Origin of the sequence: Sphingopyxis sp. OAS728 (assembly GCF_014873485.1) — a bacterium.
Classification (GTDB): domain Bacteria; phylum Pseudomonadota; class Alphaproteobacteria; order Sphingomonadales; family Sphingomonadaceae; genus Sphingopyxis.
Window position 1 is genome coordinate 1,760,803 of the sequence record NZ_JADBDT010000001.1, and the last position, 23,215, is coordinate 1,784,017.

At 64.2% G+C, this 23,215-nt stretch carries 15 protein-coding genes; 8 read left to right on the plus strand and 7 right to left on the minus strand.

Features of this window, described 5'->3' with window-relative positions; genetic code table 11:
• Window positions 1–91: 91 nt before the first annotated feature.
• Window positions 92–1,429, minus strand: a complete 1,338-nt coding sequence (locus GGC65_RS08235) for an ATP-binding protein (protein WP_192646710.1) — start codon at window positions 1,427–1,429, stop codon at window positions 92–94.
• Entirely contained in the window at window positions 1,429–2,136 is a 708-nt protein-coding gene (locus tag GGC65_RS08240; protein ID WP_192646711.1) for a response regulator transcription factor, read from the minus strand. The genes GGC65_RS08235 and GGC65_RS08240 overlap by 1 nt, the downstream gene beginning before the upstream one ends.
• A 293-nt stretch (window positions 2,137–2,429) precedes the next feature.
• On the opposite strand from GGC65_RS08240, the gene GGC65_RS08245 reads away from it, so the two are divergent.
• From GGC65_RS08245 to GGC65_RS08255, 3 genes are all read left to right on the plus strand, one after another.
• Window positions 2,430–3,059, plus strand: coding sequence for a hypothetical protein (locus GGC65_RS08245; protein WP_192646712.1), 630 nt, complete (start codon window positions 2,430–2,432; stop codon window positions 3,057–3,059).
• Between the two features lie 481 nt (window positions 3,060–3,540).
• On the plus strand, window positions 3,541–4,446 hold the full coding sequence (locus tag GGC65_RS08250; protein ID WP_192646713.1) for an alpha/beta hydrolase: 906 nt from the start codon (window positions 3,541–3,543) through the stop codon (window positions 4,444–4,446).
• A gap of 28 nt (window positions 4,447–4,474) precedes the next feature.
• Window positions 4,475–5,476, plus strand: coding sequence for a LacI family DNA-binding transcriptional regulator (locus tag GGC65_RS08255; protein ID WP_192646714.1), 1,002 nt, complete (start codon window positions 4,475–4,477; stop codon window positions 5,474–5,476).
• 4 nt (window positions 5,477–5,480) lie between these two features.
• Here the strand turns inward: GGC65_RS08255 and GGC65_RS08260 are convergent, their stop codons facing one another.
• Window positions 5,481–6,410: an alpha/beta hydrolase gene (locus GGC65_RS08260; protein WP_192646715.1), complete on the minus strand. Its 930-nt coding sequence runs from the start codon at window positions 6,408–6,410 to the stop codon at window positions 5,481–5,483.
• Window positions 6,411–6,559: 149 nt separating this feature from the next.
• Between GGC65_RS08260 and GGC65_RS08265 the strand changes: the two genes are divergently transcribed.
• The 5 genes from GGC65_RS08265 (at window position 6,560) to GGC65_RS08285 (ending at window position 14,435) form a co-directional block, all read left to right on the plus strand.
• Window positions 6,560–8,863, plus strand: a complete 2,304-nt coding sequence (locus GGC65_RS08265; protein WP_192646716.1) for a TonB-dependent receptor — start codon at window positions 6,560–6,562, stop codon at window positions 8,861–8,863.
• 3 nt (window positions 8,864–8,866) lie between these two features.
• Window positions 8,867–9,823 (plus strand): alpha/beta hydrolase fold domain-containing protein, encoded by a 957-nt coding sequence (locus GGC65_RS08270; RefSeq protein WP_192646717.1) that lies wholly within the window; start codon window positions 8,867–8,869, stop codon window positions 9,821–9,823.
• On the plus strand, window positions 9,823–11,304 hold the full coding sequence (gene treF / locus GGC65_RS08275; protein ID WP_192646718.1) for an alpha,alpha-trehalase TreF: 1,482 nt from the start codon (window positions 9,823–9,825) through the stop codon (window positions 11,302–11,304). The genes GGC65_RS08270 and treF overlap by 1 nt, the downstream gene beginning before the upstream one ends.
• A 3-nt stretch (window positions 11,305–11,307) precedes the next feature.
• Window positions 11,308–12,786, plus strand: coding sequence for an AMP-binding protein (locus GGC65_RS08280; protein ID WP_192646719.1), 1,479 nt, complete (start codon window positions 11,308–11,310; stop codon window positions 12,784–12,786).
• A gap of 65 nt (window positions 12,787–12,851) precedes the next feature.
• Window positions 12,852–14,435 carry a long-chain fatty acid--CoA ligase gene (locus tag GGC65_RS08285; RefSeq protein WP_225940729.1) on the plus strand — a complete coding sequence of 528 codons (1,584 nt, stop codon included), beginning with the start codon at window positions 12,852–12,854 and terminating at the stop codon, window positions 14,433–14,435.
• A gap of 9 nt (window positions 14,436–14,444) precedes the next feature.
• On the opposite strand, the gene GGC65_RS08290 is transcribed toward GGC65_RS08285, so the two are convergent.
• The 4 genes from GGC65_RS08290 to GGC65_RS08305 form a co-directional block, all read right to left on the minus strand.
• The gene (locus GGC65_RS08290) at window positions 14,445–15,458 is read right to left on the minus strand and encodes an alpha/beta hydrolase (protein ID WP_192646720.1); all 1,014 of its coding nucleotides are present in this window, start codon (window positions 15,456–15,458) and stop codon (window positions 14,445–14,447) included.
• Window positions 15,455–16,675 carry an MFS transporter gene (locus GGC65_RS08295; RefSeq protein WP_192646721.1) on the minus strand — a complete coding sequence of 407 codons (1,221 nt, stop codon included), beginning with the start codon at window positions 16,673–16,675 and terminating at the stop codon, window positions 15,455–15,457. Before GGC65_RS08295 ends, GGC65_RS08290 begins: the two co-directional genes overlap by 4 nt.
• 220 nt (window positions 16,676–16,895) lie before the next feature.
• A complete protein-coding gene (locus GGC65_RS08300; RefSeq protein WP_192646722.1) occupies window positions 16,896–19,616 on the minus strand; it encodes a M16 family metallopeptidase in 2,721 nt (906 codons plus the stop codon).
• Window positions 19,617–19,697: 81 nt separating this feature from the next.
• On the minus strand, window positions 19,698–23,159 hold the full coding sequence (locus GGC65_RS08305; protein ID WP_192646723.1) for a TonB-dependent receptor: 3,462 nt from the start codon (window positions 23,157–23,159) through the stop codon (window positions 19,698–19,700).
• Window positions 23,160–23,215 lie beyond the last annotated feature (56 nt).

Sequence of the window (23,215 nt, forward strand, 5' to 3'; positions counted from 1 at the left end):
TCCTTCGCTGGGGGGCGGGACGAGGTCCCGGCCGGGGGAAGGAGGCTGATAGATGGCCTAAATTGCTGCGACGCAGCATGAATGTAAGGAATTATTGCTGGCGCGGCAAAGCTTTGGCCGGATTCGGGCGGGGCAATGCGATCTCGGCGCGCAGGCCGCCTTCGGGCCGGTTGGACAGCGTCAGCGTGCCGGCCTCCCGTTCCACCATCCGCGAAACGATCGCGAGGCCGAGACCCAGCCCCTTGGTATTGCGGCTGCGCGCGGCATCGAGCCGAACGAAGGGCTCCAGCACGTCCGCAAGCGATTCCACCGGAATGCCGGGACCATTATCTTCGACGCGCAGGATGATCCTGTCCGGCTCACCGGCCAGACTTACCTCGACATCCTCGCCGTAATGAATGGCGTTCTCGATCAAATTGCCGACCGCGCGCTTGAACGCGTTGTGGCGAAGCGTCGCGACAAGATGGTCAGGCCCCCGATATCCTATCCGATGACCGTGATCGGTCATGTCGTCGACCAACGTTGCGACAAGGACAGCAAGATCGACGCGTATCGGCGCCTCGGGATCGGTGTCGCCGCCGAGATAGGCGAGGACCGAGGCGATCATTTCCTCCATCTCGGCTATATCTTCGCCGGAGGAGAGGCGCAGATCGGTATCGTTCGATCCGTCCAGGCGAAGCTGAAGCCGCGCCAGAGGCGTGCGCAAATCGTGACCGACGGCCGCCAGCGCTTGGGTCCGATCGGCAATCATCCGCCCGATCTGGTCCTGCATCTGGTTGAAGGCGCGGATCAGATGGCGAACCTCGTTCGACCCTTCCTCCTGCACCACAATGCGTTCGCCCTGCCCCATGCTCTCGATCGCGCGGCTCAGGCTCTTGAGCGGCCGCAGCGTTTGCCGAACGAGCAGGCCGCCGAGCACGGCAAAAGCTATTGCAGGAATCAATGCGAGGATGATGCGATTGAGCTGCAAGCCCCAGCCGGTGCCGAGGCCGTGCATTTTGAAATGAACCCAGCTGCCGTCCGACAAGATGATCTGGCCGGCCACGCTGTCGTTGCGGACGGGTGATGCCAGTTGCAATTGCAGCCCCGCACTGGCGAGCGCCGGTTCCCATTCCACCACCTGATCACGCATTTGCCGGAGCTCTGCGGAGAGAATATGGCGTTCAGGTGCCGATCGTTGCCAGTGGACCTTGTAACGATCGGTCGAAAGATAGCTCGCGATCGCCGGGCGCTCGGCAGGGGGACGTTCGTCGACGAGGCGCTGCACGATCACCAGATGCTCGGCCAGCCGCCGCGCCTCATCCTCCTTGATCGAAAACTCGCCCGCGCGTTCATAGAGGAGGGTGCTGACCGCAAACTCCATCATCACCGTCAGGAGAATAATCCCGACGATGCGACCGATCAGTCCAAGCGATGGCCGCCCGACCATCAAATCCGGTTGACGCTGGTATTCAGCATATAACCGACGCCGCGCACGGTGATGAACGGCGCCGGCCGGCCATCATCCGACAGCTTGCGGCGCAGCCGGCTGACGAGGACGTCGATACTGCGGTCGGAGGAATCACCGATCCGCGTTCGCGACAATTCGATCAGCCGCTCGCGCGCGATCACCCGCAGCGGATGGCTGAGAAAGCTGGCGAGCAGGTCGAACTCGGCGCCTGTCAGCGGGATCATCGCACCATCGCGCGAAAACAGCTGGCGCCGGGCGAAATCCACCGTGAAACGGTCGAACTCGGCACGGTTGGACGGGATGACGCGCCGTTCCTCGACGACACCGCGACGGAGCACCGCACGGACGCGCGCGACAAGTTCGCGCGTCCCGAACGGCTTGGCCAGATAATCGTCGGCACCCAGTTCGAGCCCGACGACGCGATCGGTCTCGCTGGCGCGCGCGCTGATAAAGATGATGGGGACGCTGCTGCGTTGCCGGATCATTTTGCACAGATCGATACCGCTGGTGCCCGGCAACATGATGTCGAGCAGGATCAGGTCGATCGGGCCGGCCTCGAACGTCGCCCACATCTCGGCGGCCGTCGCGGCGGGCCGGACGATATAGCCGTTTTCCTGAAGCGCACGGGCGGTGAGCGTCCGGAGCGGCGGATCGTCTTCCACCAGGAGGACGGATGGAGCGGTCATCGTAGGCTGGAGAAAATCGGAAGGGGCGATCTCGGAAGGGGAGGAAAGCATCCGCGCCACGTAGGTGGCGATCAGTTGACGTCAATGGTGCAGGAACCACTCGTCGCGGAAACACAACGCATTATCGTCACAGAAACAAATAGAAACAAATCGCCCGATGACTCGGCGGCATTCGAACAGGTCAGCAATATTTCGTCACATTGGCGACAACGGGCTGCATCGTTCGCCCGGTACCTCGCAGGCCGATGACGGGCATGTCCGGCTCGTTGTCAACGATCTGAGGAGTATTGTCCGTGCGTTTTTCCAGCCTGGTTTTCAGCGTCGCGGCCGTGGCGGTGCTGGCCTCCCCCGCCGCTGCAAATGCTCCAAAGGTGCCGAGGCAACTCGCAAAGATGGATGCGGAAGCCTTTCGCTCCGCAGCAAGAGTCGATGACGATGACCTGGAATTCGCAACGGTCATTTCGACCCGCAACGGTTTTCGCAAGGAGTGGCGCGTGAATGGCTCGACCTGGGTCGACAGCCATATCGAGGCCCATATCGACAAACGAACCGGCGATACACGGTTCGAAGTGCACCAAGCCCTGCGCTATCAGGGCTCGCAGCGTCTGTATGACGCAGTTCATTTCGAGAATGGTGACGGAAAACTCGTGGCGCAGCCTTTGGATCGTGCCCTTCGCGGCGACGACACGATGTGCCCTAACAGCGAGTTCAACAGCGATTGCTCGCTGACGATGAAGCTGGTGTTTTCGGTCGACGAAACCCAGCTCAAGGCCGCCATGGCCCGCCAGGAAGGCTGGGATCTCAAGTTCAAGGGTCAGCCGACCGGAGAGGGAGACCTCCGCATCCGGATCGTGCCAGCCGAGATCGAGGGGCTTTTGCTCGCCGTTGAGGACTATCAGGCAAACGCAATCAATGCGTGTTAACAGCTCACACAACGAACGGCCGCTCCTCAATCCGGTGCTGCAGATATAGGATTTTGTTCCGTTTTGCGTAAGCGGACGCCAAATCCGGGGGGCGCCTTATCATAAAGAAACGGTGGCCACTTCGCGAAGCGAGACGTTTGTTACCGTTCGACACGCCTGGCTCATTCCCTCTCCTAGCTCGGGAATAGCTCCCGGATTGAAGAGCGACGCATAGCCGCTTTTGAATGTTGACTTTGGCCGATTGTGGACAGTCCGCTTTCGGGAACAAGTGAGGAAAAGCGAACCTCGGAAAACTGCCGGCGACGAATGTCGCATGGAGCCGGTTAAAGGCGAGCTGCGATTAAACGCCCACAGGACCTATCTTATGTGCACGGCCGATCCGTGCCCACGCACCGCATCGACCGAAGGGGATAATTTTGTTCATCGGAATTAGACAAAAGCCTCGCCGATTGGTATCGATGTCAATCGAGGAGAAAACTGGATGCTCGATCCTGACATTGCAGCCTTTACCGGCGTACCCCAAGAAATGCCGCCGCTGAGCCCCGACGTCATTCCGATGATGCGCGCCGGCATGACGATGATGGCAGCCGCCATGCCGGGGACCGAGATCGAGCGTGTCGAGAATTATGACGCCGATGGCGTGCCGGTACGTCTTTATCGCCCCGCTTCGGATACGCCCTTGCCGCTGCTCGTCTTCCTTCACGGCGGCGGATGGATGTTCGGCGATCTCGAGACGCATGACGCGATGACGCGGCATCTGGCCGCGGCGAGCGGCTGCGCCGTGCTCGGCGTCGGATATCGTCTGGCGCCCGAGCACAAATTTCCCGCCGGGCTCGACGATGCGATGACTGCGCTCGACTGGGCGCGCCGGTCGGCCGCCGATCTTGGCTGCGATCCCGATCGTATCGCGCTGGGCGGCGAAAGCGCTGGCGGCAACCTGACCGCCGCCGCGACGCTGCGCCTTCGGGACGAAGGCAAGCCGCAGCCGCTGTTCCAGCTGTTGATCCACCCCGCGACCGACATGAGCTTCTCGCTCCCGTCGTTCACCGAAATCGCCGCACCCGGTCTGTCGAAGACCTATCTCGATGCATGCCGCGAATATTATCTCGGCGATGTGTCGGAATCCGACCCGCTCGCCTCGCCGCTCCTTGCCGCGAGCCATGCCGGGCTCGCGCCCGCGATCGTCCTGACAGCGTCCGAAGATCCGCTCCGCGACGATGGCGAATATTATGCCGCCGCGCTGGTCCGCGCCGGGGTCGAGACGCTCGCGCGCCGCCTGCAAGGCCTGCCGCACGGCTTTCAATTCCTGCCGATCACGATTCCCGCAGTTGCAGCGGCGAACGACTTGATCGGGGGGCTGGTTCGCCGCTACTTCGCGGCTACATAGGTCAGGATTTTTCGGGGGACGGTCATCGATGGGCAGGATCGGCAAGGACGAGCGCCCGACCATGGAGATGGTCGCGACGCTGGCCGGTGTCTCCAAGATCACCGTGTCACGCGCGCTGCGCGGCAGCGACCTCGTCCGCCCCGAAGTGCGCGAGCGCATTGTGAAGGTCGCCAACGAGGTTGGCTACCGGATGAACGTCGCCGCGCGCAGCCTGCGCACGCGCGAAACGCGGACGATCGCGGTCGTGATCGACCAGATCGATCCCGGCCGCCAGTCGCACACCGATCCGCTGATCCTGTCGATCATCGGCGGCCTGCTCGAAACGCTGACCCCCGCGGGCTATTCGACATTGCTCACGACCAACGAGCATTTCCTGTCGTCGAGCGCGGTCGGCGCCGATGGCGCAGTGATGCTGGGCCAAGGCGAAGGCGCGCACCGCGTCACGCAGGTTTCGGCGATGAACCTGCCGATGGTCGTGTGGGGCGAACCCGTCCCCGGGGTCAGCGTCAAGGTCGTCGGCAGCGACAACCGCATGGGTGGCAAGCTCGCCGCCGAGCATCTGGTGAGCCGCGGCGCCACGCGCCTGCTGTTCCTCGGCGACGTCCAGCATCCCGAAATCGCCGCGCGCCTCGAAGGCTTTCGCGAGGCACTGGCATCGAGCGAGGCACGGCTGATCGATGCGCTGTCCTGCCCCTTCACGGCCGAGGGGGGCGCCGACGCGGTCGGTCGCGCGCTCGACGCCGGGACGACATTCGACGCCGTCTTTGCCGCCAGCGATTTCATCGCCGCGGGCGCCTGCGATGCACTCTCTGCGCGTGGCCTGTCGGTCCCCGGCGATGTCGCAATCGTCGGTTTCGACGACGCCCCGATCGCAAGCGTGCATCGCCCGTCGATCAGTTCGATCCGGCAGGATGGCGCCGAGGCTGGCCATGCGCTTGCCCACGCCGTCATGGCGCTGATCGAGGGCAAGGCGTCCTCCGCGGCGCACGCACTTCCCGTCGAACTCATCGCCCGCGAAACGAGCCGCTGACGCCTCAGCCGAGTTGTTTGAGGAAGAAGTCCGCGATGATCGCATAGGTTTCGACCGACTCGGGCAGGTCGACGTCCATATGATGTGCGTGCCAAAGGCCGTCGAACAGGACGAAGCGGGCATCGACGCCTGCCGCGAGCAGACGGCGATGCATGACCGACACCGCGCTCGCCGCGAAATCGCGCGTCGCCGAAATCAGCAGGCTCGGCGGAAATTGAGCCAGCATCTCGGGATGGTCGGCCGACAGTACAAGCGGATCGGACAGGTCGGCGCCCCGGAAATAAGGAAGTTCCTCGACCTTGGGTGCCGCGCCCGCGTCGGCCCGTGGGTCGAACAGCGCCTGCGCCAGCGCCGCATCGCCCGCGAACGGGACCGGTGCGCCGTGGAATATCCCGATCGCACCGGGTGTCGGCAGATCGTCGTGGAGCAGGCGCGCGACCGCCTGCGTCGTCAACACCGCGCCCGCCGAGCAGCCGTAAATGCCGATCTTCGCGGGATCGACCGTTTCGATCAGCGCGCGATACACTGCGACGACATCGTCGACGGCCGCCGGATAGACGTGCTCGGGCGCAAGGCGGTAGTCGACCGCAACGACGCGCATTCGCGTAACCGCCGCAATCGGCACGGCCTCGAGGAGTGCGCCCGCCCCTTCACCCCACATGAACGCGCCGCCGTGAAGACAGAGCAACACCGGTGACTCGTCCGTGCTGCCCGCGGGGACGACATCATAGACCTTCACCCCCGCGACTTCGCCTTCGGTGGTGTCGACCGAATATCGGGCCTCGGCCTTGTCGAGCAAACGCCGGTTATAGGCGGCAAAGAACGGCCGTGCTTCGGACAGGTCGGCCGGCGCGGCGGACTCGGCCAGATAGGCGGCAAACCGGGCCTTCGCTGCGTCGCTCACCCATGGACCAAATTGCTCGGCGTCGCTCATCCCCTCGCTCCCTGTTATCGATAGCAGGCTAAAATCACCGCTATTGATAGGCTTTGTTCGCTTCGATGCAACCTCTATTGACATCGATACCATTTTTGGTCATTGCACCCTCGACCGGACGAATCCGGCTATCCTTTGGGAGGGAAGTGATGATTTCGATGCGTTCCGCCTTTCTGCTTGCGCTCGCGAGCAGCGCGAGCTTGCTGCCCGCCGCCGCATTTGCGCAGACCGAAACGCCACCGGCCGACGAAACGGCCGCCAGCGATGACAGCGGCTTTGCCGACATCATCGTCACCGCGCGCCGCCGCGAAGAAAATCTGCAGAGCGTGCCCATCGCCGTCACCGCCTTCACCGACGAAGCACTCGAGCAGAAGGGCGTCACCGACCGCACCTCGCTCGCCGACAACACACCCTCGCTGTTCACGATCAGCGGCGGCTATCCGCGCGAATTCGCCTATTTCGCGCTGCGCGGTCAGGGGCCGGCGTTCGGCTCAACGCCCGGCGTGGTCAATTATTTCGCCGAAGTGCCGAACAGCGTGAACGTTGACGGCCGCGTCGGTACCTATTTCGACATGGCCAATATCCAGGTGCTCGCGGGGCCGCAGGGCACCTTGTTCGGCAAGAATGCGACTGGCGGCAACATTTTGTTCGAACCGGTCAAGCCGAAGGACGAATTCGAAGGCTATGTCCGCGTCCAGCTCGGCAATTATAATGACCGCCGGATCGAGGGTGCGCTTAATACGCCGATCGTCCCCGGCGGGGTGATGCTGCGCATTGCCGGCGAAGTCGGCCGCCGCGACGGCTATACCAAGGACGTCGGCCCCTTCTTCGAAGGCAAGGATTACGACAATCTCTCGTACGAAAGCTTCCGCTTCGGCCTGACCCTGCAGCCGACCGACAGCATCGAGCTTTATACGATGCTGCGTTATTATCATTCGGACACCAATGGCGGCGGCACCGTTCTGGGTGCGTACAACCCGGCAGCGGGCTTCGACGCCACCGCGCTCGGGCTGGGGTTCCTTCCGGTGGCGGCCTTCTATCCGGGGGTGCTGACCGCGGTCGCCGAGCAACAGGCGCGCGGTCCGCGCCGCGTCTCCTATGATCTCGACCAGTTTTCGGAGACGAAATATTGGCAGGTGATCAACCAGGCGTCGGTGCAGCTGAGCGACAATATCAAGCTGCGCAACATCATCAGCTATTCCGAACTGCGCACGATCTACGGCTATGACTATGACGCGATGCCGTTCCCGATCGCCGGTCAGCGCGGACGCATCCCGACGATCGCGCCCAATTTCTTCACCGAAGAACTGCAGCTTCAGGGCACTTTGTTCGACGACGCGGTCGACTTCTCGGTCGGCGGCTATCTCGATCGGCAGAGCTGGTCGGACCCGGCGGGGATCGAGGTCTATACCTTTTTTCCGATCGGCACGCTGATCCCGACGATCTCGGGCTTCTTCACACAGACGAACAAGAGCGAGGCGGTGTTCGGGCAGGCGACGGTCGATCTCGGCAAGCTGTCGGGCGCGCTCACCGGACTCAGCGTGACGGGCGGCCTCCGCTATACTTGGGAGCATAGCTTCACCGCGCAGACGATCGGCGGTCCGCCCACGGTCTCGGGTTCGGTCGACAGCGATTATCCGAGCTACACCGCGACGCTCGACTATGACGTGACGCCCGGCGTCCACGTCTATGTCACCGCGCGCGACGCGTATAAATCGGGCGGCGTCAACGGTCCGGTACCGGTCGATTCGGAGTTCCGCACCTACAAGCCCGAACGGCTTTCCGACGTCGAGGTCGGGCTGAAGTCGCAATTCTCGCTCGGCAATGTCGACGTCCGCGCCAATGTCGCCGCCTATCGCGGCATCTACGCCAATATCCAGCGCACCACGGCGGAGGTGGTCGAAACGCCGGGCGGCACGATCCCGCTCAACGTCACGCGCAGCGCGGCGAAGGGCAAGATCCAGGGCGTCGAGGTGAACCTTGCGGTCATGCCGGTGCAGGGGCTGACGCTCAACGGCAGCTATTCCTATATCGACGCGCGTTATACCGAGGTCGCCGACGCGAGCGCGGGCGCGATCCTCAACGGCGCGCCCTTCCCCTATACCCCCAAGCATAAATTCTCGGTTGGCGGCTCGTACGAGACGCCGCTCGGCGGCGCAGGCGATCTGGTGCTGGCGGCCAACTATGTTCGCCAGACGAAGGTCTCGACCGCACAGACCAATTCGTCCTTCTATAACTTCCTGCCCGCCTATGGCCTGCTCAACGCCAGCATCGGGCTCAAGGATATCGGCGGACGCCCGATCGACCTGACGTTGTTCGCGAACAACATCACAAACGAGGCGAAGCCGGTCGGTGTGCTCGACCAATATGCCCAGTCGTCGGGCATGGTCGGGCTGACTTATAGCGAACCGCGGATGTACGGGGTGCGGATCGGCTACCGGTTCGGGGGCTGATCGATGACCGACAAGGGGCCGGTCCAGCCGCCGTTCGCCATGACCGTCAGCGCCGAGGCGCGGGCGGTCATGGAACCGATGCTGAAACAGGGTTCCGCCCCCGAAGTCACGGCGACGCTGCTGCGCAATCCCGTCACCCGCGCGGCGGTGCGCGCCGCGGCCGCCAATCATCTGAAGCCGCTCAACAAGGGCCGCGCCAAGCGCTTCGGGGTCGACGTTGAAAAGGGCAAGGTCGCCGGGGTGCCGGTCAAATATGTGCGCCGGCGCGATGCGGACCCCGCCGACAAGCGCTTGCTGATCAACTTCCACGGCGGCGGCTTCATGGTCGATGCGGGGTCGCTGACCGAAACGATCCCGATCGCCGGGCTGACCGGAATTCCGGTCACGACCGTGCTGTACCGCATGGCGCCCGAACACCCGTACCCCGCCGCCGTCGACGACGCGCTCGCGGTCTATACCGATGCGCTGGCGCATCGTCGGGCGAGCGCGATCGGCATCTACGGGACCTCGGCGGGCGCGTGCCTCACCCTGCAATTGCTGGCGCGGATCAAGGCCGAGGGGTTGCCGATGCCCGCGGCGGCGGGCTTTTTCTCGGGCGCGGGCGACTTTACCATCGTGGGCGATTGCGAGGCCTATCTGCCGCCGATCATGGGCACGCGCACCGCGGCGGAAACGATGGACGATTATTGCGGCGCTGCCGACCGCACCGATCCGTTGTTCTCGCCCACCTATGGCGACCTGTCGGGCCTGCCGCCGATGCTGCTGATGACCAGCACGCGCGACCAGTTGCTCAGCCACACCGTGCTCGCTGACCTTGCGCTCCGCAAAGCGGGAGTCGATGTCGACCTCCGCGTTTACGAAGCCATGCCGCACGCCTTCTGGGCGTGGATCGAATGCCCCGAAACCGAGATCGCGCTCGCGGCGCAGGCCAGCTTCTTCGACCGTCATCTGGCAAGCTGATGGGCGTAGAACCGAGCCCTGCCGACCTGTTCGGACCGCTTCTTGCCAAGGTGCAGGAGCGTGCGATCCTTCCCGACAGCAAGACCTTCGTCGATGCGCTGCCCAAGCGCCCGGTCGCAGACATCATGCATGATTTTGCGCTTCTTCCCGCCGATGACGAAGCGTTGCGCGCGTTCATCGCCGCCAATTTCGACCTCCCTGCTGCGGCCGAAGGCGCACGGCCCGCCGTCCTGCCGCTGCGCGAGCATATTCGTGCGCTGTGGAAGGACCTCGCGCGCGCGCCGAAACAGGCCGCGAGCGGATCGGCGCTGGCCGTCCAGCACCGTCACGTCGTACCCGGCGGTCGCTTTCGCGAAATCTATTATTGGGACAGCTTCTTCACGATGCTGGGCCTCGTCCGCGACGGGGAGCACGAACTCGCCAATGGCATCGTCGAGGCGATGACCGACCTGATCGAGGCGCACGGACACGTCCCCAATGGCACGCGCACCTATTATCTCGGCCGCTCGCAGCCACCGCTCTTCCATATGATGGTCGAACTGCTGGACGATGAAAGAGCTGACGTCGCTGCGCGCCGGCTCTCGGCGATGAAGCGCGAGCATACATGGTGGATGGAGGGCGCCGAAGGTCTTGCCCCCGGCGAGCAGAACGCGCGCGTTACACGGCTCGCCGATGGCGCGCTGCTCAACCGCTATTGGGATCCGCGCAGCACGCCCCGCGACGAAAGCTGGCGCGAGGATGTCGCGACGGCAGCCGAGAGCGGCCGGCCTGTCGAAGAGGTCTATCGCGACCTGCGCGCAGGCGCCGAAAGCGGCTGGGACTTTTCGTCGCGCTGGCTGGATGGCGATGCGCTATCGTCGATCCGCACCACCGCGATTGCACCGATCGATCTCAATGCCTTTCTCTTCGGGCTCGAAACCGCGATCGCCGCGCGCGGCGATCGCGGCGACGCACATTATGCGCGGCTGGCCGATGAGCGGCGCGAAGCCATGAATCGCCACTTATGGAATTCGGAGGGCGGCTATTTCGCCGATTACGACGTCGAGGAAGACAAGCGCCGCAACGCTTTGACGGCGGCGGCGCTCGCCCCTCTGCTCGTCGGCGCGGCGACGCAGGAGCAGGCCGACGCGACGGCGCGCGCGGTCGAGGACGCGCTTCTTGCGCCCGGGGGGATCCACACGACGCTTTTACAGACGGGCCAGCAATGGGACCGGCCGAACGGTTGGGCACCGCTGCAATGGATCGCGGTCGCGGGGCTTGGCCGCTACGGGCATGGCGCACTCGCGCGCGAGATTGCGCGCCGCTGGGTCGACACCGTCGGCGCGACCTTTACGCGCACCGGCCTGTTGTTCGAGAAATATGACGTCGAGGCGACAGGCGTCGGCGGCGGCGGCGAATATGAAACGCAGACCGGGTTCGGCTGGACAAACGGGGTGACTGCCGATTTTATCGACAGCTACGATTTTCTGCCGACGGAGTAGCCGATGACCGACCCGAGTTTCGACCAGATCATGGCCGCGCATGGGTCGGGTCCGGCGGCCGCCGAGACCGCGATCACCTACCCCGGCGAACGGCTGAGCTGGGCAGAGCTCGAAACGCGCAGCGCCGCGCGGGCGCGGCGGCTGGTATCGTTCAGGGTGGAACCCGACGACCTTGTCGCGATCGCGCTGCCCAACGGGATCGAGCATCATGTCAGCAGCTTCGCCACTTGGCGTGCCGGCGCGACCCCGTGCATCCTGCCGACGAAGCTGCCGGGCCACGAGCTGGCGCAGGTCATCGAGCTCGCTGCGCCGCGCGTATTGATCGGCATCGGCGACGCGCCCGATGGCGTGGCTCATCTTGTACCCGGTGACGACAGCGATGCGGAGGCCGACCTGGCGCCAGACCTCGCCGCGGCGCATTGGAAGGCCGTCACCAGCGGCGGTTCGACCGGACGCCCCAAGCTGATCGTCGACCATGCCCCGGCGCGTTTCGGCGAGCGACTGAACGGGCTGATCGATCTCGTCCGCCTGCCGCGCGGCGGCGTCATCCTGAACCCCGGTCCGCTTTATCACAACGCGCCCTTCCTCTTCACCAGTCTTGCCTTGTTGGCGGGATCGCGTGTCATCGGCATGCACCGCTTCGACGCCGAGGAGGCGCTACGCCTGATCGAGGCCGAGCGCGTGCAATGGGTGTGCATGGTGCCGACGATGATGCAGCGCATATGGAACCTGCCCGAAGACGTGCGCAATCGCTACGACCTGTCGTCGCTGCAATGCGTCTGCCACATGGCAGCGGCCTGCCCGGCGTGGCTCAAGCAGGCGTGGATCGACTGGCTCGGCCCCGAGCGCATTTTCGAAGTCTATGCCGGAACCGAAGGCGCCGCGCTCTTCATCACCGGCGAGGAGTGGTTGGCCAAGCCGGGTTCGGTCGGCAAGGCGCCGGCCGAGCTCGTCACCATCGTCGATGAGAATGGCGCGCCGTGCCCACCGAACGTCGTCGGCGAAATTTTCTTCGGCGGCGACGCGGGAACGCGCTTCCATTATATCGGTGCCGACGCAAAGCTCGACGGTGCGGGGCGGCTGTCGCTGGGCGATCTCGGATATGTCGACGAGGACGGCTATTTATTCCTCTCCGACCGGCGCAGCGACATGATCATCCGCGGCGGCGCGAACATCTACGCCGCCGAGGTCGAAGCCGCGCTGAGCGAGCATCCGGCTGTCGCCGACGCCGTCGTCGTCGGGCTGCCGTGCGACGACCTCGGCCAGCGTGTCCATGCAATCATCCAGGCCGCTGGCGAGCTGCCGATCGGCGAGGTCGAGGCGTTTGTGCAGACCCGGCTCGCGAAATATAAATGCCCCGAAAGCTATGAGGTCGTGACCGAGGCGCTCCGCAGCGATGCCGGCAAGGTCCGCCGCACCGCGCTGCGCGACGAGCGGCTGATATGGCTGCAGGATGGCAAAAGCTTCCAACTGACCCGCTGACCCGGGGGCGGTGACATGACGAACAAGGGCGGCGCCGGCCCGCCCGCGCCGCAAAAGGAGAGACGATGCTACTCGGCTTGATGCAGGATGCCCCGCTGCAGATCAGTTCTATTCTGACCCACGCCGCGCGCGCTCATGGCGAGCGCGAAATCGTCTCGAAACTCGTGGGCGAGCCGCTGTGGCGTTACAACTGGGCGGAATGCGAGCGCCGCGCGCGACAGGCCGCGCAGATGCTCGGCACGCTCGGCATCGCCAGCGGCGACCGCGTCTCGTCGCTTGCGTGGAACACGCACCGCCATCTCGAACTCTTTTACGCCGTCCCCGGCATCGGCGCGGTGCTGCACACCGCCAACCCGCGGCTGAGCGACGAACAGATCGCCTTCACGATCAACCACGCGGGCAGCCGGATCCTCTTCTTCGAAGCCAACCTTGCCGACCTTGTCGAGCGGCTGAAGCCCCTGCTGCCCGCGATCGAAAACTATGTGCTGCTCGCCGATCCCTATGAGGAGCTAATCGCCGCCGAGGACGGCGCGTTCGACTGGCCGCGTTTCGACGAGAATGCCGCAGCCTTTCTCTGCTACACCTCGGGCACCACCGGCGATCCCAAAGGCGTGCTCTACAGCCACCGCTCGATCGTGCTGCACGGCATGGCGGCGGGGCTCAGCAGCGCCTTCGGATTCAGCGCCTTCGATACAATCATGCCCTGTTCGTCGATGTATCACGCGACCGCGTGGGGCCTTCCTTTCACCGCCGCGATCAACGGCTGCAAGCTCGTCCTGCCCTGCGACAAGATGGACGGCGCGAGCCTGTCCGAACTGATCGTGGGCGAAGGCGTGACCTTCTCGGGCGGCGTCCCGACGATCTGGACCATGTATCTCGCCTATCTGGAGAGCAGCGGCCAGAGCGTCGGCGATCTCAAGCGCCTCGTCATCGGCGGATCAGCGGTGCCGCGCGCAATGGCAGAGACGTTCCGCGAGAAATACGGCGTCACCGTGCTCCAGATCTGGGGGATGACCGAGACCAATCCGCTCGGCGTGATCGCGACCCCGACCCCGTTGCTGATGGCCGAAGGCGAGGATTTCGCGACCGAGACGATCCTGACGCGGCAAGGCCGGATGCAGTTTGGTATCGAGCTGCGCATCATCGACGACGACGGCAACCCGCTGGCGTGGGACGGCGAGCAGGCAGGCAAGCTGCAGGTCCGCGGGCCGTGGGTCGTCGATCGCTATTATCCCGATCTTCCCGCAGCGAGCGCCGACGGCTGGTTCGACACCGGCGACATCGGGACGATCGACCGCTTCGGCTTCCTGCGCCTGACCGACCGCGCGAAGGATGTCATCAAGTCAGGCGGCGAGTGGATCAGTTCGATCGACCTCGAAAATGCCGCAGTCGGTTGCCCCGGCGTACGCATCGCCGCGGTAATCGGTGTGCATCATCCCAAATGGGAAGAGCGCCCGCTGCTCGTTATCGAGACGCATGAGGGCGAGACGGTGGCGGCGGACGCCATCCGCACGCATCTCGAAACCCGCATAGTGCGCTGGTGGATGCCCGACGACATCCTCTTCGACACCGTCCCGCTCACTGCGACGGGCAAGATCGACAAAAAGGCGCTGCGCGACCGCTATCGTGATCATCTGGCGAACGGCTGAGCCGCCGGATCATTTTCCGGCGGCGTCGAGCTTTTCCTTCAGGAATCGCGCGACGACCTCGTTCGCCTGATCGCTTTCGGGGATCGCCATATAGGCCCAGAAGGCGTGCGGCAGGCCGTCGAACATCATAAGCCGCACATCGACGCCTTTCTCGTGTAACGCCCGCGCAAAGATCGATGTCGGGCTCATCAGGAAGTCGCGCGAACTCGTCAGCAGCAAGGTCGGCGGAAAGCCCGACACATCGCCGCGGATCGGCGAGAGGATCGGGTCGGTCATCGCCGTTTTTCCTGCATAGGCCGCGACCCAGTCGAAGCCCGGCCCCGGCATCCAGCTTTCGGAATCGCCGCGCACCGACAGGTCGGCGCTGCCCGACAGGAATCCGAGCGCAGCGGGCATCGGACGGCCGAGGCTCGCAAGCTTCGCCACCAACTGCCCCGACAGGCACGCGCCCGCCGAGGTGCCAAACACCGCAATCTGGCGTGCCTTCCGGTCCTTTTCGAGCGCCTGGTAGACCGCCAGCGCATCATCGAGTGCGGCGGGATAAGGGTGTTCGGGCGCGAGGCGGTAGAGCACCGCGACGACCGGAAGGCCGGTGCGCGCCGCGATCGGTATCGTCTCGGTCAGCGAGCCCGAATCGATCGCAAAGCCGCCGCCGTGGAGATTGAGCAGCACCGGCCCGTCGCCGAGCGCACTCACGCCTTTGGGATAGACGATCCGCACCGGCACGCCGGCAATCGTCGACGCCTCGATACGCACGTCATAACGCTTTTGAAGCTCTGTCCCCATCGCCGCCTGCATGGCATCGATGAGCTTGCGGATATCGGCGACCGGCGGCAGCGGATCGGGCATGGCCTGGCTTGCTGCGGCAGCAGTTGCCGCCTTGCCTTCGGGGCTCACCGTGTCGGGAAGTGGCCAGTTCTGCATATTCAGCGTCGGCGGTGCTTCGGGTGCGGCTTGGCCCGCTGCCGAGACAGATATGGCGCCGACGAGCAGCGCAGCGAAAATAAGGGCCTTGCGCATCATGCCTCCACCCCTGCTTTCGGCGCCTTGTCGGCATTATTTCCGAAATGGCCCGGCCAGGCGAAGAGTGCCCCGAGCAATGCGAGCGCCGACATGGTGAAATAGGCGATACCGAGGCCATAAGACCAGAGCATGCCCGACCCCATCGTTGCGACGGCCAGCACCGCACCGAGCAGCACCGCATACATGCCCTGCGCGGTCGCGCTGAGATGCGTCGGCACCCGGTGCGCAATCATCAGCATCATGCCGAGGATCGTGCCCGTTGCGGTGATGCCGTTGAGCAATTGCGCGGCGATCAACACCGGCAGTCCCGGACCCGTCGCCATGATCGCCCAGCGCAGTGCCCCAGCCAACGCCCCGGCACAGACCAGCAAGCGAGGATCACGGTCTCCGAGCAGTTTTGCGCCGAACCAGAAAGCGATGATCTCGGCCGCGACCGCGAGCGCCTGCAACAGGCCGATCACCGTCGTCGAAATGCCCTGCGCTTCCCACTGGATCGCGCCAAAGCTGGTCAGGACGCCGTGGCTGCCCATGATCAGCGAAGCTGCGATCATTCCCATGATCAGCGCGCGGTCGCCGAACAGGTCACGCCAGCGGCCGCCCTCCGACGCGTCGGCGGCGCTGAGTTTGCGGTCGTGGGGAAGACGAAACGCAACCAACGCAGGCGCGAGCAACAGCGTCGCGACCATCAGCGGCAGCATCTTGATCCCCATCACCGAAATCGCCCACCCCGCCGCGGCGTTCGAGGCGACGACCGCGATCGAACCCCAGACGCGCAGGCGTCCGAAGTCGAGCGACCGGCTGCGCACCGCCATGACCGCATAGGCGTCCGTCAGCACGGGGATTTGATCCCAGACGATCGAGAACAGGATGACGATGACAATTCGCCCGGCATGATCGGGCTCGCCCATCAGCACCAGGACGACCGCCGCCGAAGCCAGCGACGTATAGGCGATCGCATTGCGCACCCAGCCGCGGCGGCCGACAAACGCCGAAAAAGGCGCGACGGTGAGCAGCCGCAAGATCAGCGGAATCGCAAGCAGCACGCCGATTTCTTCGGCTGATGCCCCGCTATTCTTCAGCCACAAGGGCAGAAACGCGAAGAAGCCATAATGGATGTAGAGCGCGAGATAGAGCCCCGAAACGCCAAGCCCCAGCCGACCGGAATCGCTCGAGCCCAAAGCCTTAGCCGACTCCACGTGCAGATGCGCCGAATCCATATTTCTCTCCCAATCCGGAAGCGCATAACGATATTTGGTATCGATGTCATTTAAATTTCTGTCGGAAGATGTCATCGGAATCGAGCGCCCGGCTCGAGCACCGAATGGATCTCGTTGAGGTGCGTCTCGCCCGTCAGGATGATCACGCCCAGATTGCGCGATCCGACAATCTCGACGCCCGAATGGCGGCTTCGTAGCGGAGACGAGCGCCTTTGCGGCGCTACCGCAATTTTCGCCCTTCGGCGTCCCACACCTCGACCGGGCCCAGATTGAGCGCGCGCACCTTTGCCTCGATCTTCGACAGGTCGCCGACGATCACCCAGCTCATCGCGTCGGGGCGGAGCATTTCATCCGCGGCGCTCGTGATCGCCGCAGGCGTCAGCGCGCCATATTTCGCGGGCAGCGTCGCCAGATAGTCATAGGGCTTATCGTAGAGCGACACATATTGGAGGTAGCTGACGAACGCCTGGTTCGTCTCGAATTGTCCCGGCAGCGACAGGACATTGCCCTTCACCATCATGTCGAGTTCGGCCTGCGTTGCGGGCCGCTCCTTGCGTATCGCGCGGATTTCCTTGTTGATTTCGGCCAGAGCTTCCGAGGTCTTGTCGGTCTGCACGCTCGTCGCCACGCCGAAATTCTGCGGCCCGCGCTGTTCGTTGATGAAGCTGCTGGCACCGTAGGTCCAGCCCTTGTCCTCGCGCAGGTTCATGTTGAGGCGCGCGGTGAAGCTGCCACCCAGAACGCCGTTCGCGGCGTCATAAACGAAGTTGCGTGGATCGAGGCCGCCCGGCATCAGCTGGCCGACGCGGATGGCCGACTGGATGGCGCCGGGCTTGTCCACCAGCACCACGCGGCTTGCACTGGCGAAGGGAATGGCGGGGACCGTCTTGATGCCCTTGGCGGCAGCGGGCGGCGTCCAATTGCCGAACCCCTTTTCGAGCAGCGCGGTCAGCGCTTCCAGCGTCGTGTCGCCACTCGCATAGATGACCGCATTGTCGGGGCGCACCCAGTTCGCGTGCCAGCCCGCGACATCGGCGCGAGTAAAGGACTTCAGCGTCTCCGCCCGCCCCGCGAGCTGTGCGCCATAGGGGTGCTCGGCGCCATAGAGGACATTGGTAAAGGTCCGCTGGGCGATCGCGGTCGGCTCGGCGAGCGACTGCGAAATGCCCGACAGGCTCTGCGTGCGGTCGCGCTCCAGGTCGTCGGCGCGGAAGCCCGGCGTGCGGATATAGCTTGCCCAAAGCGCGATCGTCGCGGGCAGTTCGCGGCTGAGCGACGAAAGCATGAAGCTGGTCGTGTCGCTGCCCGAGCTTGCATAGAGGCGTGCGCCGAGCGACGCCTGCTTCTCTTCGAACGCCTGCGCGGTGAGGCCGGCGGGGCCGTCACCCATCATCTGCAGGGCGAAACCGCCGAGTCCCTTCTTGTCGGCTGCGTCCGCCGCCGTCCCCGCATCGAACACGATCGCCATATCGACCGTCGGCACTTTCTGGCGCGGCGAAAAGACGACGCGAATACCGTTCGACAGCCGCGCTTCCTGTGCGACCGGCAAGGTCAGGCCGGGCGACGCGGCGAGCGCCGGCAGCTTGGTGCGGTCGGCGCCGTCGGCGGTCACCGTGTGCGCCGCATAAGGAAGCACCGTCAGCTTGTGTGCGCCGCGGGTCAGCCAGTTTTTGGCGTCGGCAAGCACTGCGGGGCCCGTGACCGCATCGAAGCGCTTGTTGTCCTCGGCATATTCGGCCGGATTGTTGGCGAAGATCAGGCCGTCGGCGAGTGCCATTGCGCGGACGTAAACCGATTCCAGCGCGCGGATATTGTTGCCGTAATTGGTCACCTTCGCGCGCTTCAACTCGTCAGCATTGGGGCCGGTCGCAAGGAAGCTGTCGAGCGTCTGCTGGATCGCCGCCTCGACGTCCTTCGGATCGACACCGGGCTTCAGCCGCGCGTCGATCGAGAAGATGCCCGCAACCGCCATCGGCTGATAATTGACCGATACCGAGGTCGCGAGCGGCCGATCGAGGATCAGCGCCTTGTAGAGGCGCGACGTCTTGCCGGTGCCCAGCGCGCTGGCGGCGGCGCGCAGCGTCGATGCCTGCGGCGTCCCGCGCCCCGGCACGGCCCAGCTCCACGACACGGCGGTCTGCGGCACATTGTCGAGCATCGTATCGCGCTTGTCTTCGGAGAGGCTCGGCACCCATGCGGTCGCGCGGCTGACCGGCGGTCCGGCAGCGACGCTGCCGAAATATTTCTCCGCAAGCGCCCGCGCCTGTTTGGCGTCGACATCGCCCGACAGCGACAGCACCGCGTTGGCGGCACCATAATATTGGCCGAACCAATCCTTCACATCGGTCAACGATGCGGCGTTGAGATCGTCCATCGATCCGATGATCGAATGATAATAGGGGTGATTGACGGGGAAGAGCGCCCGCGCGGTGACATCGTCCATTTTTGCGTAGGGCTGGCTTTCGCGCTGGCGTTTCTCGTTCTGGACGACGCCGCGTTGCTCGTCGAGCTTCGCCTGTGTGATCGCGCCGAGCAGATGCCCCATGCGGTCCGATTCCATCCACAACGCGCGCTCAAGCCCGCCGGTCGGGACGACTTCATAATAATATGTCTGGTCGAACGAGGTCGCACCGTTCACCGCCGAAGCGCCGATTTCCTGGAGCGGCGGAAACCATTCATCGTCGCGGTTCTCCGATCCGTTGAACATCAGATGTTCGTAGAGGTGCGCGAAGCCCGACTTGCCCGCGGGCTCATCGGCCGAGCCGACACGATACCAGACCGCGACCGCGACCTTCGGCGTGCTGCGATCCTCATGGACGACGACGCGCAGGCCATTGGGGAGCGCGAACTGTTCGAACGGCAGCACCTCGTCGGCGTGCGCCGGCTGGACGAACGAAAGCGCGGCGGCCGCGGCCGACAGCAAAAGGCTGGTACGGATCATGAGGCGAAGCTCCAATTGCATATTCGGGGGAAGTCCGGCCGGTTGCCCGGGACAAAAGCAACCGGCCGGAAGGGGAAATAATCAGAAGGTAACGGCGACACCCGCCTTGATCCGGCGGCCACCGAGATAGGTGGCACCGCTGTAGAAACGCGGCGTGTCGCCCCCGCCGCCGACCGAATTGAGCAGGTCGGGGCTGTTGGTGCCCTTCAGCAGATCCTCGCCTTCGACATAGAGGCGCAGCTTGCCGAAGCTCGGCTGCATCCAATATTCGAAGCGGAAGTCGAGCGTGCGGACCCCCTCGCGATAGACCGACAAACCGCGCGGATAGAAATTGTCGAGCGTGCGCGACTGGAAACCATAGGCCAGCGTCGCGTCGATCCCATATTTGTTATAGGTCAGCGCGACGGTGCCCGAATGTTTCGGCTGGTTGTTGAACGGGATGCCGGAGAATTCGAAAACCTCCTGCCCGCCCGCGCCATAGGCCCAGTTGTAAATCTGCGAGCGCTTACTCTTCGTGAAGGTGTAATTGGCATAGATGCCGAGGCCCGCGAGCGCGCCGGGCAGGAAGTTGAAGCGCCGCTCGGCCTGCGCCTCGACGCCCCAGATCGTCGCCATCTTGTCGCTGTTCGAGGGGGTCGAGCCGGTGATGAAGTAATTTTCGGGATGCGCCGGATCGAAATAGGGCGCGCCCTGGAAATAGATATGATCGGGGAGCGGCACCGCGGCGAGCTGGGCGGGCCCGTTCGTCGCATTGGCTTGCAGCAGATTCTTGATCCGCTTGTAGAAACCCGACAGCTTCAGAAGGCCGATGTCCTGGTCATAATATTCGACGCTGAGGTCGAAATTATGCGTCATCGCGGGCTTGAGGTCGGGGTTGCCGGTATTGATCGTCAGCACCGGTTTTAGCCCGTCGGGCCCGGGGATCGGGATGTTGATAAAGCTGATCCGCGTCTGCGCCGACAGCTGGCTGATCTGCGGCCGCGCAACCGACAGGAAATAACCGCCACGGAAGATCAGATTGTCACTCTGGCGATAGTTGAACAGGATGCGCGGCAGCCAGTCGGTCGCGGTCGCCTTCTGGCTCGCGAGCTGCGTAAAATCATTCTGGAATTTGAGGTCGATGCCGAAGCCTCCGCCATTCGACGGATCGATCGGCCCGATATAGGTCGGAAAGATCAGGTTGGAGGCTTCGAGCCGCGTCCGGTTGAGGCGCACCCCGCCGATCACCTCGAGCTTGCCGAAGTCGAAGCGCGACTGGACATAACCCGCAAGATTCTGTTCGAGCGTCCGTTCGCGGTTGATGTCGTCGGGCAGCGCGATCGGGGTCAGCAGGAGGCCGCTCGTGCCGCCGACATAATCGTCCACATTGTCGACAAAGTCCCGCAGCGATTCCTCGCTGATCACGACGAAGCGCGACCCGGTAATGCCGATGCGCGAGAGGTCGTTGGGAACGAGATCGAGCGGCAGCGCGCTGATCGGGACATTGCCGCCGAATTGCGAGCGCGTGAGCCGGCTCTGGAACTTCACCCGTTCGAACTGCACGCCCGCTTCGATATAGGTCAGCGGGCCCCATCCGGCATTGAACTTCGCGCTATATTCGCCCGTGTAACGGTCGTTCCGGCCGCGCGTCGCGTCGATCTGGCCGCTTGCCGCGTCGATCGTGAAATTGGAGGTGTCGTTGACGAAATCCCATCCGGCCTCGGTCAACAGCGGCAATTGCAACCCCTTGCCGCCGCGCGGACCGAAGGGTGTCACGATATAGCCGAGCGTCGCGTCGGTCGCGGCGGGCAGGAAATATTCGGCGCGCGCATCGGCGGCGGGCATACGGAGCTGCAATCCGAAATTCGACGGATGCCGCTCGCTGCCATGGGCATAGCCGACCAGATATTTGAATTCGAACCGCCCCGCCTTGGTGCTGCCGCCGAGGCTGTAGGTGTCGGTGATGTTGCGAGCATTGCGGTCGTACACATAATTTTGCGTGTGCTGGAGCGCTTCGTTGCCCGGCGCCAGGTCGACCATCAGCGCGGTGCGATTGCCGCTTGTCGGCGTGGCGACATAGTCGATGTCGACGCCGAAGCTCTCGTTAAGCTGGACCGTCGTCCGCCGCGCTTCGCTATGCTGAAAGTCGAATTTCAGATTGCTGTGGTCGCCGACCTTCCACTCGGCCGAAAGCGTCGCCGCGACATTCTCGTTCTCGACATGGTTGAAGGTCGTGCCGAGGCTGAGCGGAAAGGCGCGTGTCGCATCGGGCAAGAAGGGAAAGATCGAAAGCGGGTGCACCGCGTCATATTGTTCGAGCGTCGGATTGCCGTCGGCGTCGGGCGGCAGGAATTCGCCATAGCGGAGATTATGGCCATAGCTGATCGAACGGTTGCTCGACTTGCGATACTGGACCGAGGCGCTGAGGCCGAAATTCTCGTCGGCGCCGAACTTGCCGGCGATCGTCCCGGATACCAGCACATCGTCGCCGAACTTCTTGCCGGCCTTGCCGCCTTCGACGAGCAGGTTGGCATAGCGACGCGGCCGGTTGAGCGGCGACAGCGTCTCGATCTCGACGAGCCCGCCGGTGCCCGCGCTGTCCTGGCTGGGCAGCAGGCTCTTGCTGATCGTGATCTTGCTGACCGAATCGGCGAGCATGTTCGACAGGTCGGCGGAGCGGCCGACGCCGTTGCCGACAGGCAGGTTGAGCCCGTTGAGCTTCACCGCGTTCATGTCGGGGTCGAGCCCGCGGATCATGATATTGGTGCCGTCGCCGGTCAGGCCGTCGCGCTGGAACGACACGCCCGCGACACGGCGCAACGCTTCAGAAATCGTCGTACCCGTGAAATTGCCGAGATCGTCGACCGACACGACGTCGGAGCTGTTTTCGGCCGTGCGCTGAAGATTGAGCGCATTGGCGCGGGCGCTACGCGACCCATAGACGACGATTTCGCCGGCGGCATTGCTGCCCTCGTCCATCCAGAATTCGGCGTTCGTCTGCTCGCCGCGGGCCACATCGACGCGCGTCGATTGCTCGATGAAACCGAGGAAGGAGACGGTCAGCGTGTAGCTGCCAGTCGGAACGCGTGCGAAGCGGAAGTTGCCGAGATCGTCGGCGGTTGCGATCTGCCCGGTTTCCTCGATCCGCACGAGTGCGCCGGCGATGTTACGATTGCCGTCCGACTGGGCGACCCGGCCCGAGATCGAACCCGCACCTTCGGCGGCCGGCCGTTCGGATGCCGCGGGCGTGGTGCTGCCCGGACGTGTGACCACATAAGACCCGCCCGCGGTTTCGCGAAGGATCAGCCCCGACCCCTGCAACAGCGCGCGATAAGCACTGCCCGCGGTATAGCGGCCGCGCAGCGACGGCGCCGTCTTCCCCCGCACCACCGAATTGACGAAGACGATATTGGTCCCGGTTTTCGACGCGACATCGCGAAGCGAGCGGCCGAGCGGCTGCTCCGACAGGTCGAGGTCATATTCGGCCTGCGTCCGGGCCGCAGCACTATTGGAGACGATGGCAATCGTTGCGGCGCAAGCCGCGAGCGTGGCTTTCGAAATCATCAATGGCCCCCTTGTGGACGGGGTGTTGCTTGCGACCCGCCTCATTCAAGCAGACG

Excerpts from the sequence above, each read along its gene's own strand:
- GGC65_RS08235 (WP_192646710.1), bottom strand. The coding sequence starts at position 1,429 with ATGGTCGGGCGGCCATCGCTTGGACTGATCGGTCGCATCGTCGGGATT.
- GGC65_RS08240 (WP_192646711.1), bottom strand. The coding sequence starts at position 2,136 with ATGACCGCTCCATCCGTCCTCCTGGTGGAAGACGATCCGCCGCTCCGG.
- GGC65_RS08250 (WP_192646713.1), top strand. The coding sequence starts at position 3,541 with ATGCTCGATCCTGACATTGCAGCCTTTACCGGCGTACCCCAAGAAATG.
- GGC65_RS08255 (WP_192646714.1), top strand. The coding sequence starts at position 4,475 with ATGGGCAGGATCGGCAAGGACGAGCGCCCGACCATGGAGATGGTCGCG.
- GGC65_RS08260 (WP_192646715.1), bottom strand. The coding sequence starts at position 6,410 with ATGAGCGACGCCGAGCAATTTGGTCCATGGGTGAGCGACGCAGCGAAG.
- GGC65_RS08265 (WP_192646716.1), top strand. The coding sequence starts at position 6,560 with ATGATTTCGATGCGTTCCGCCTTTCTGCTTGCGCTCGCGAGCAGCGCG.
- GGC65_RS08270 (WP_192646717.1), top strand. The coding sequence starts at position 8,867 with ATGACCGACAAGGGGCCGGTCCAGCCGCCGTTCGCCATGACCGTCAGC.
- treF (WP_192646718.1), top strand. The coding sequence starts at position 9,823 with ATGGGCGTAGAACCGAGCCCTGCCGACCTGTTCGGACCGCTTCTTGCC.
- GGC65_RS08280 (WP_192646719.1), top strand. The coding sequence starts at position 11,308 with ATGACCGACCCGAGTTTCGACCAGATCATGGCCGCGCATGGGTCGGGT.
- GGC65_RS08285 (WP_225940729.1), top strand. The coding sequence starts at position 12,852 with ATGCTACTCGGCTTGATGCAGGATGCCCCGCTGCAGATCAGTTCTATT.
- GGC65_RS08290 (WP_192646720.1), bottom strand. The coding sequence starts at position 15,458 with ATGATGCGCAAGGCCCTTATTTTCGCTGCGCTGCTCGTCGGCGCCATA.
- GGC65_RS08295 (WP_192646721.1), bottom strand. The coding sequence starts at position 16,675 with ATGGATTCGGCGCATCTGCACGTGGAGTCGGCTAAGGCTTTGGGCTCG.
- GGC65_RS08300 (WP_192646722.1), bottom strand. The coding sequence starts at position 19,616 with ATGATCCGTACCAGCCTTTTGCTGTCGGCCGCGGCCGCCGCGCTTTCG.
- GGC65_RS08305 (WP_192646723.1), bottom strand. The coding sequence starts at position 23,159 with ATGATTTCGAAAGCCACGCTCGCGGCTTGCGCCGCAACGATTGCCATC.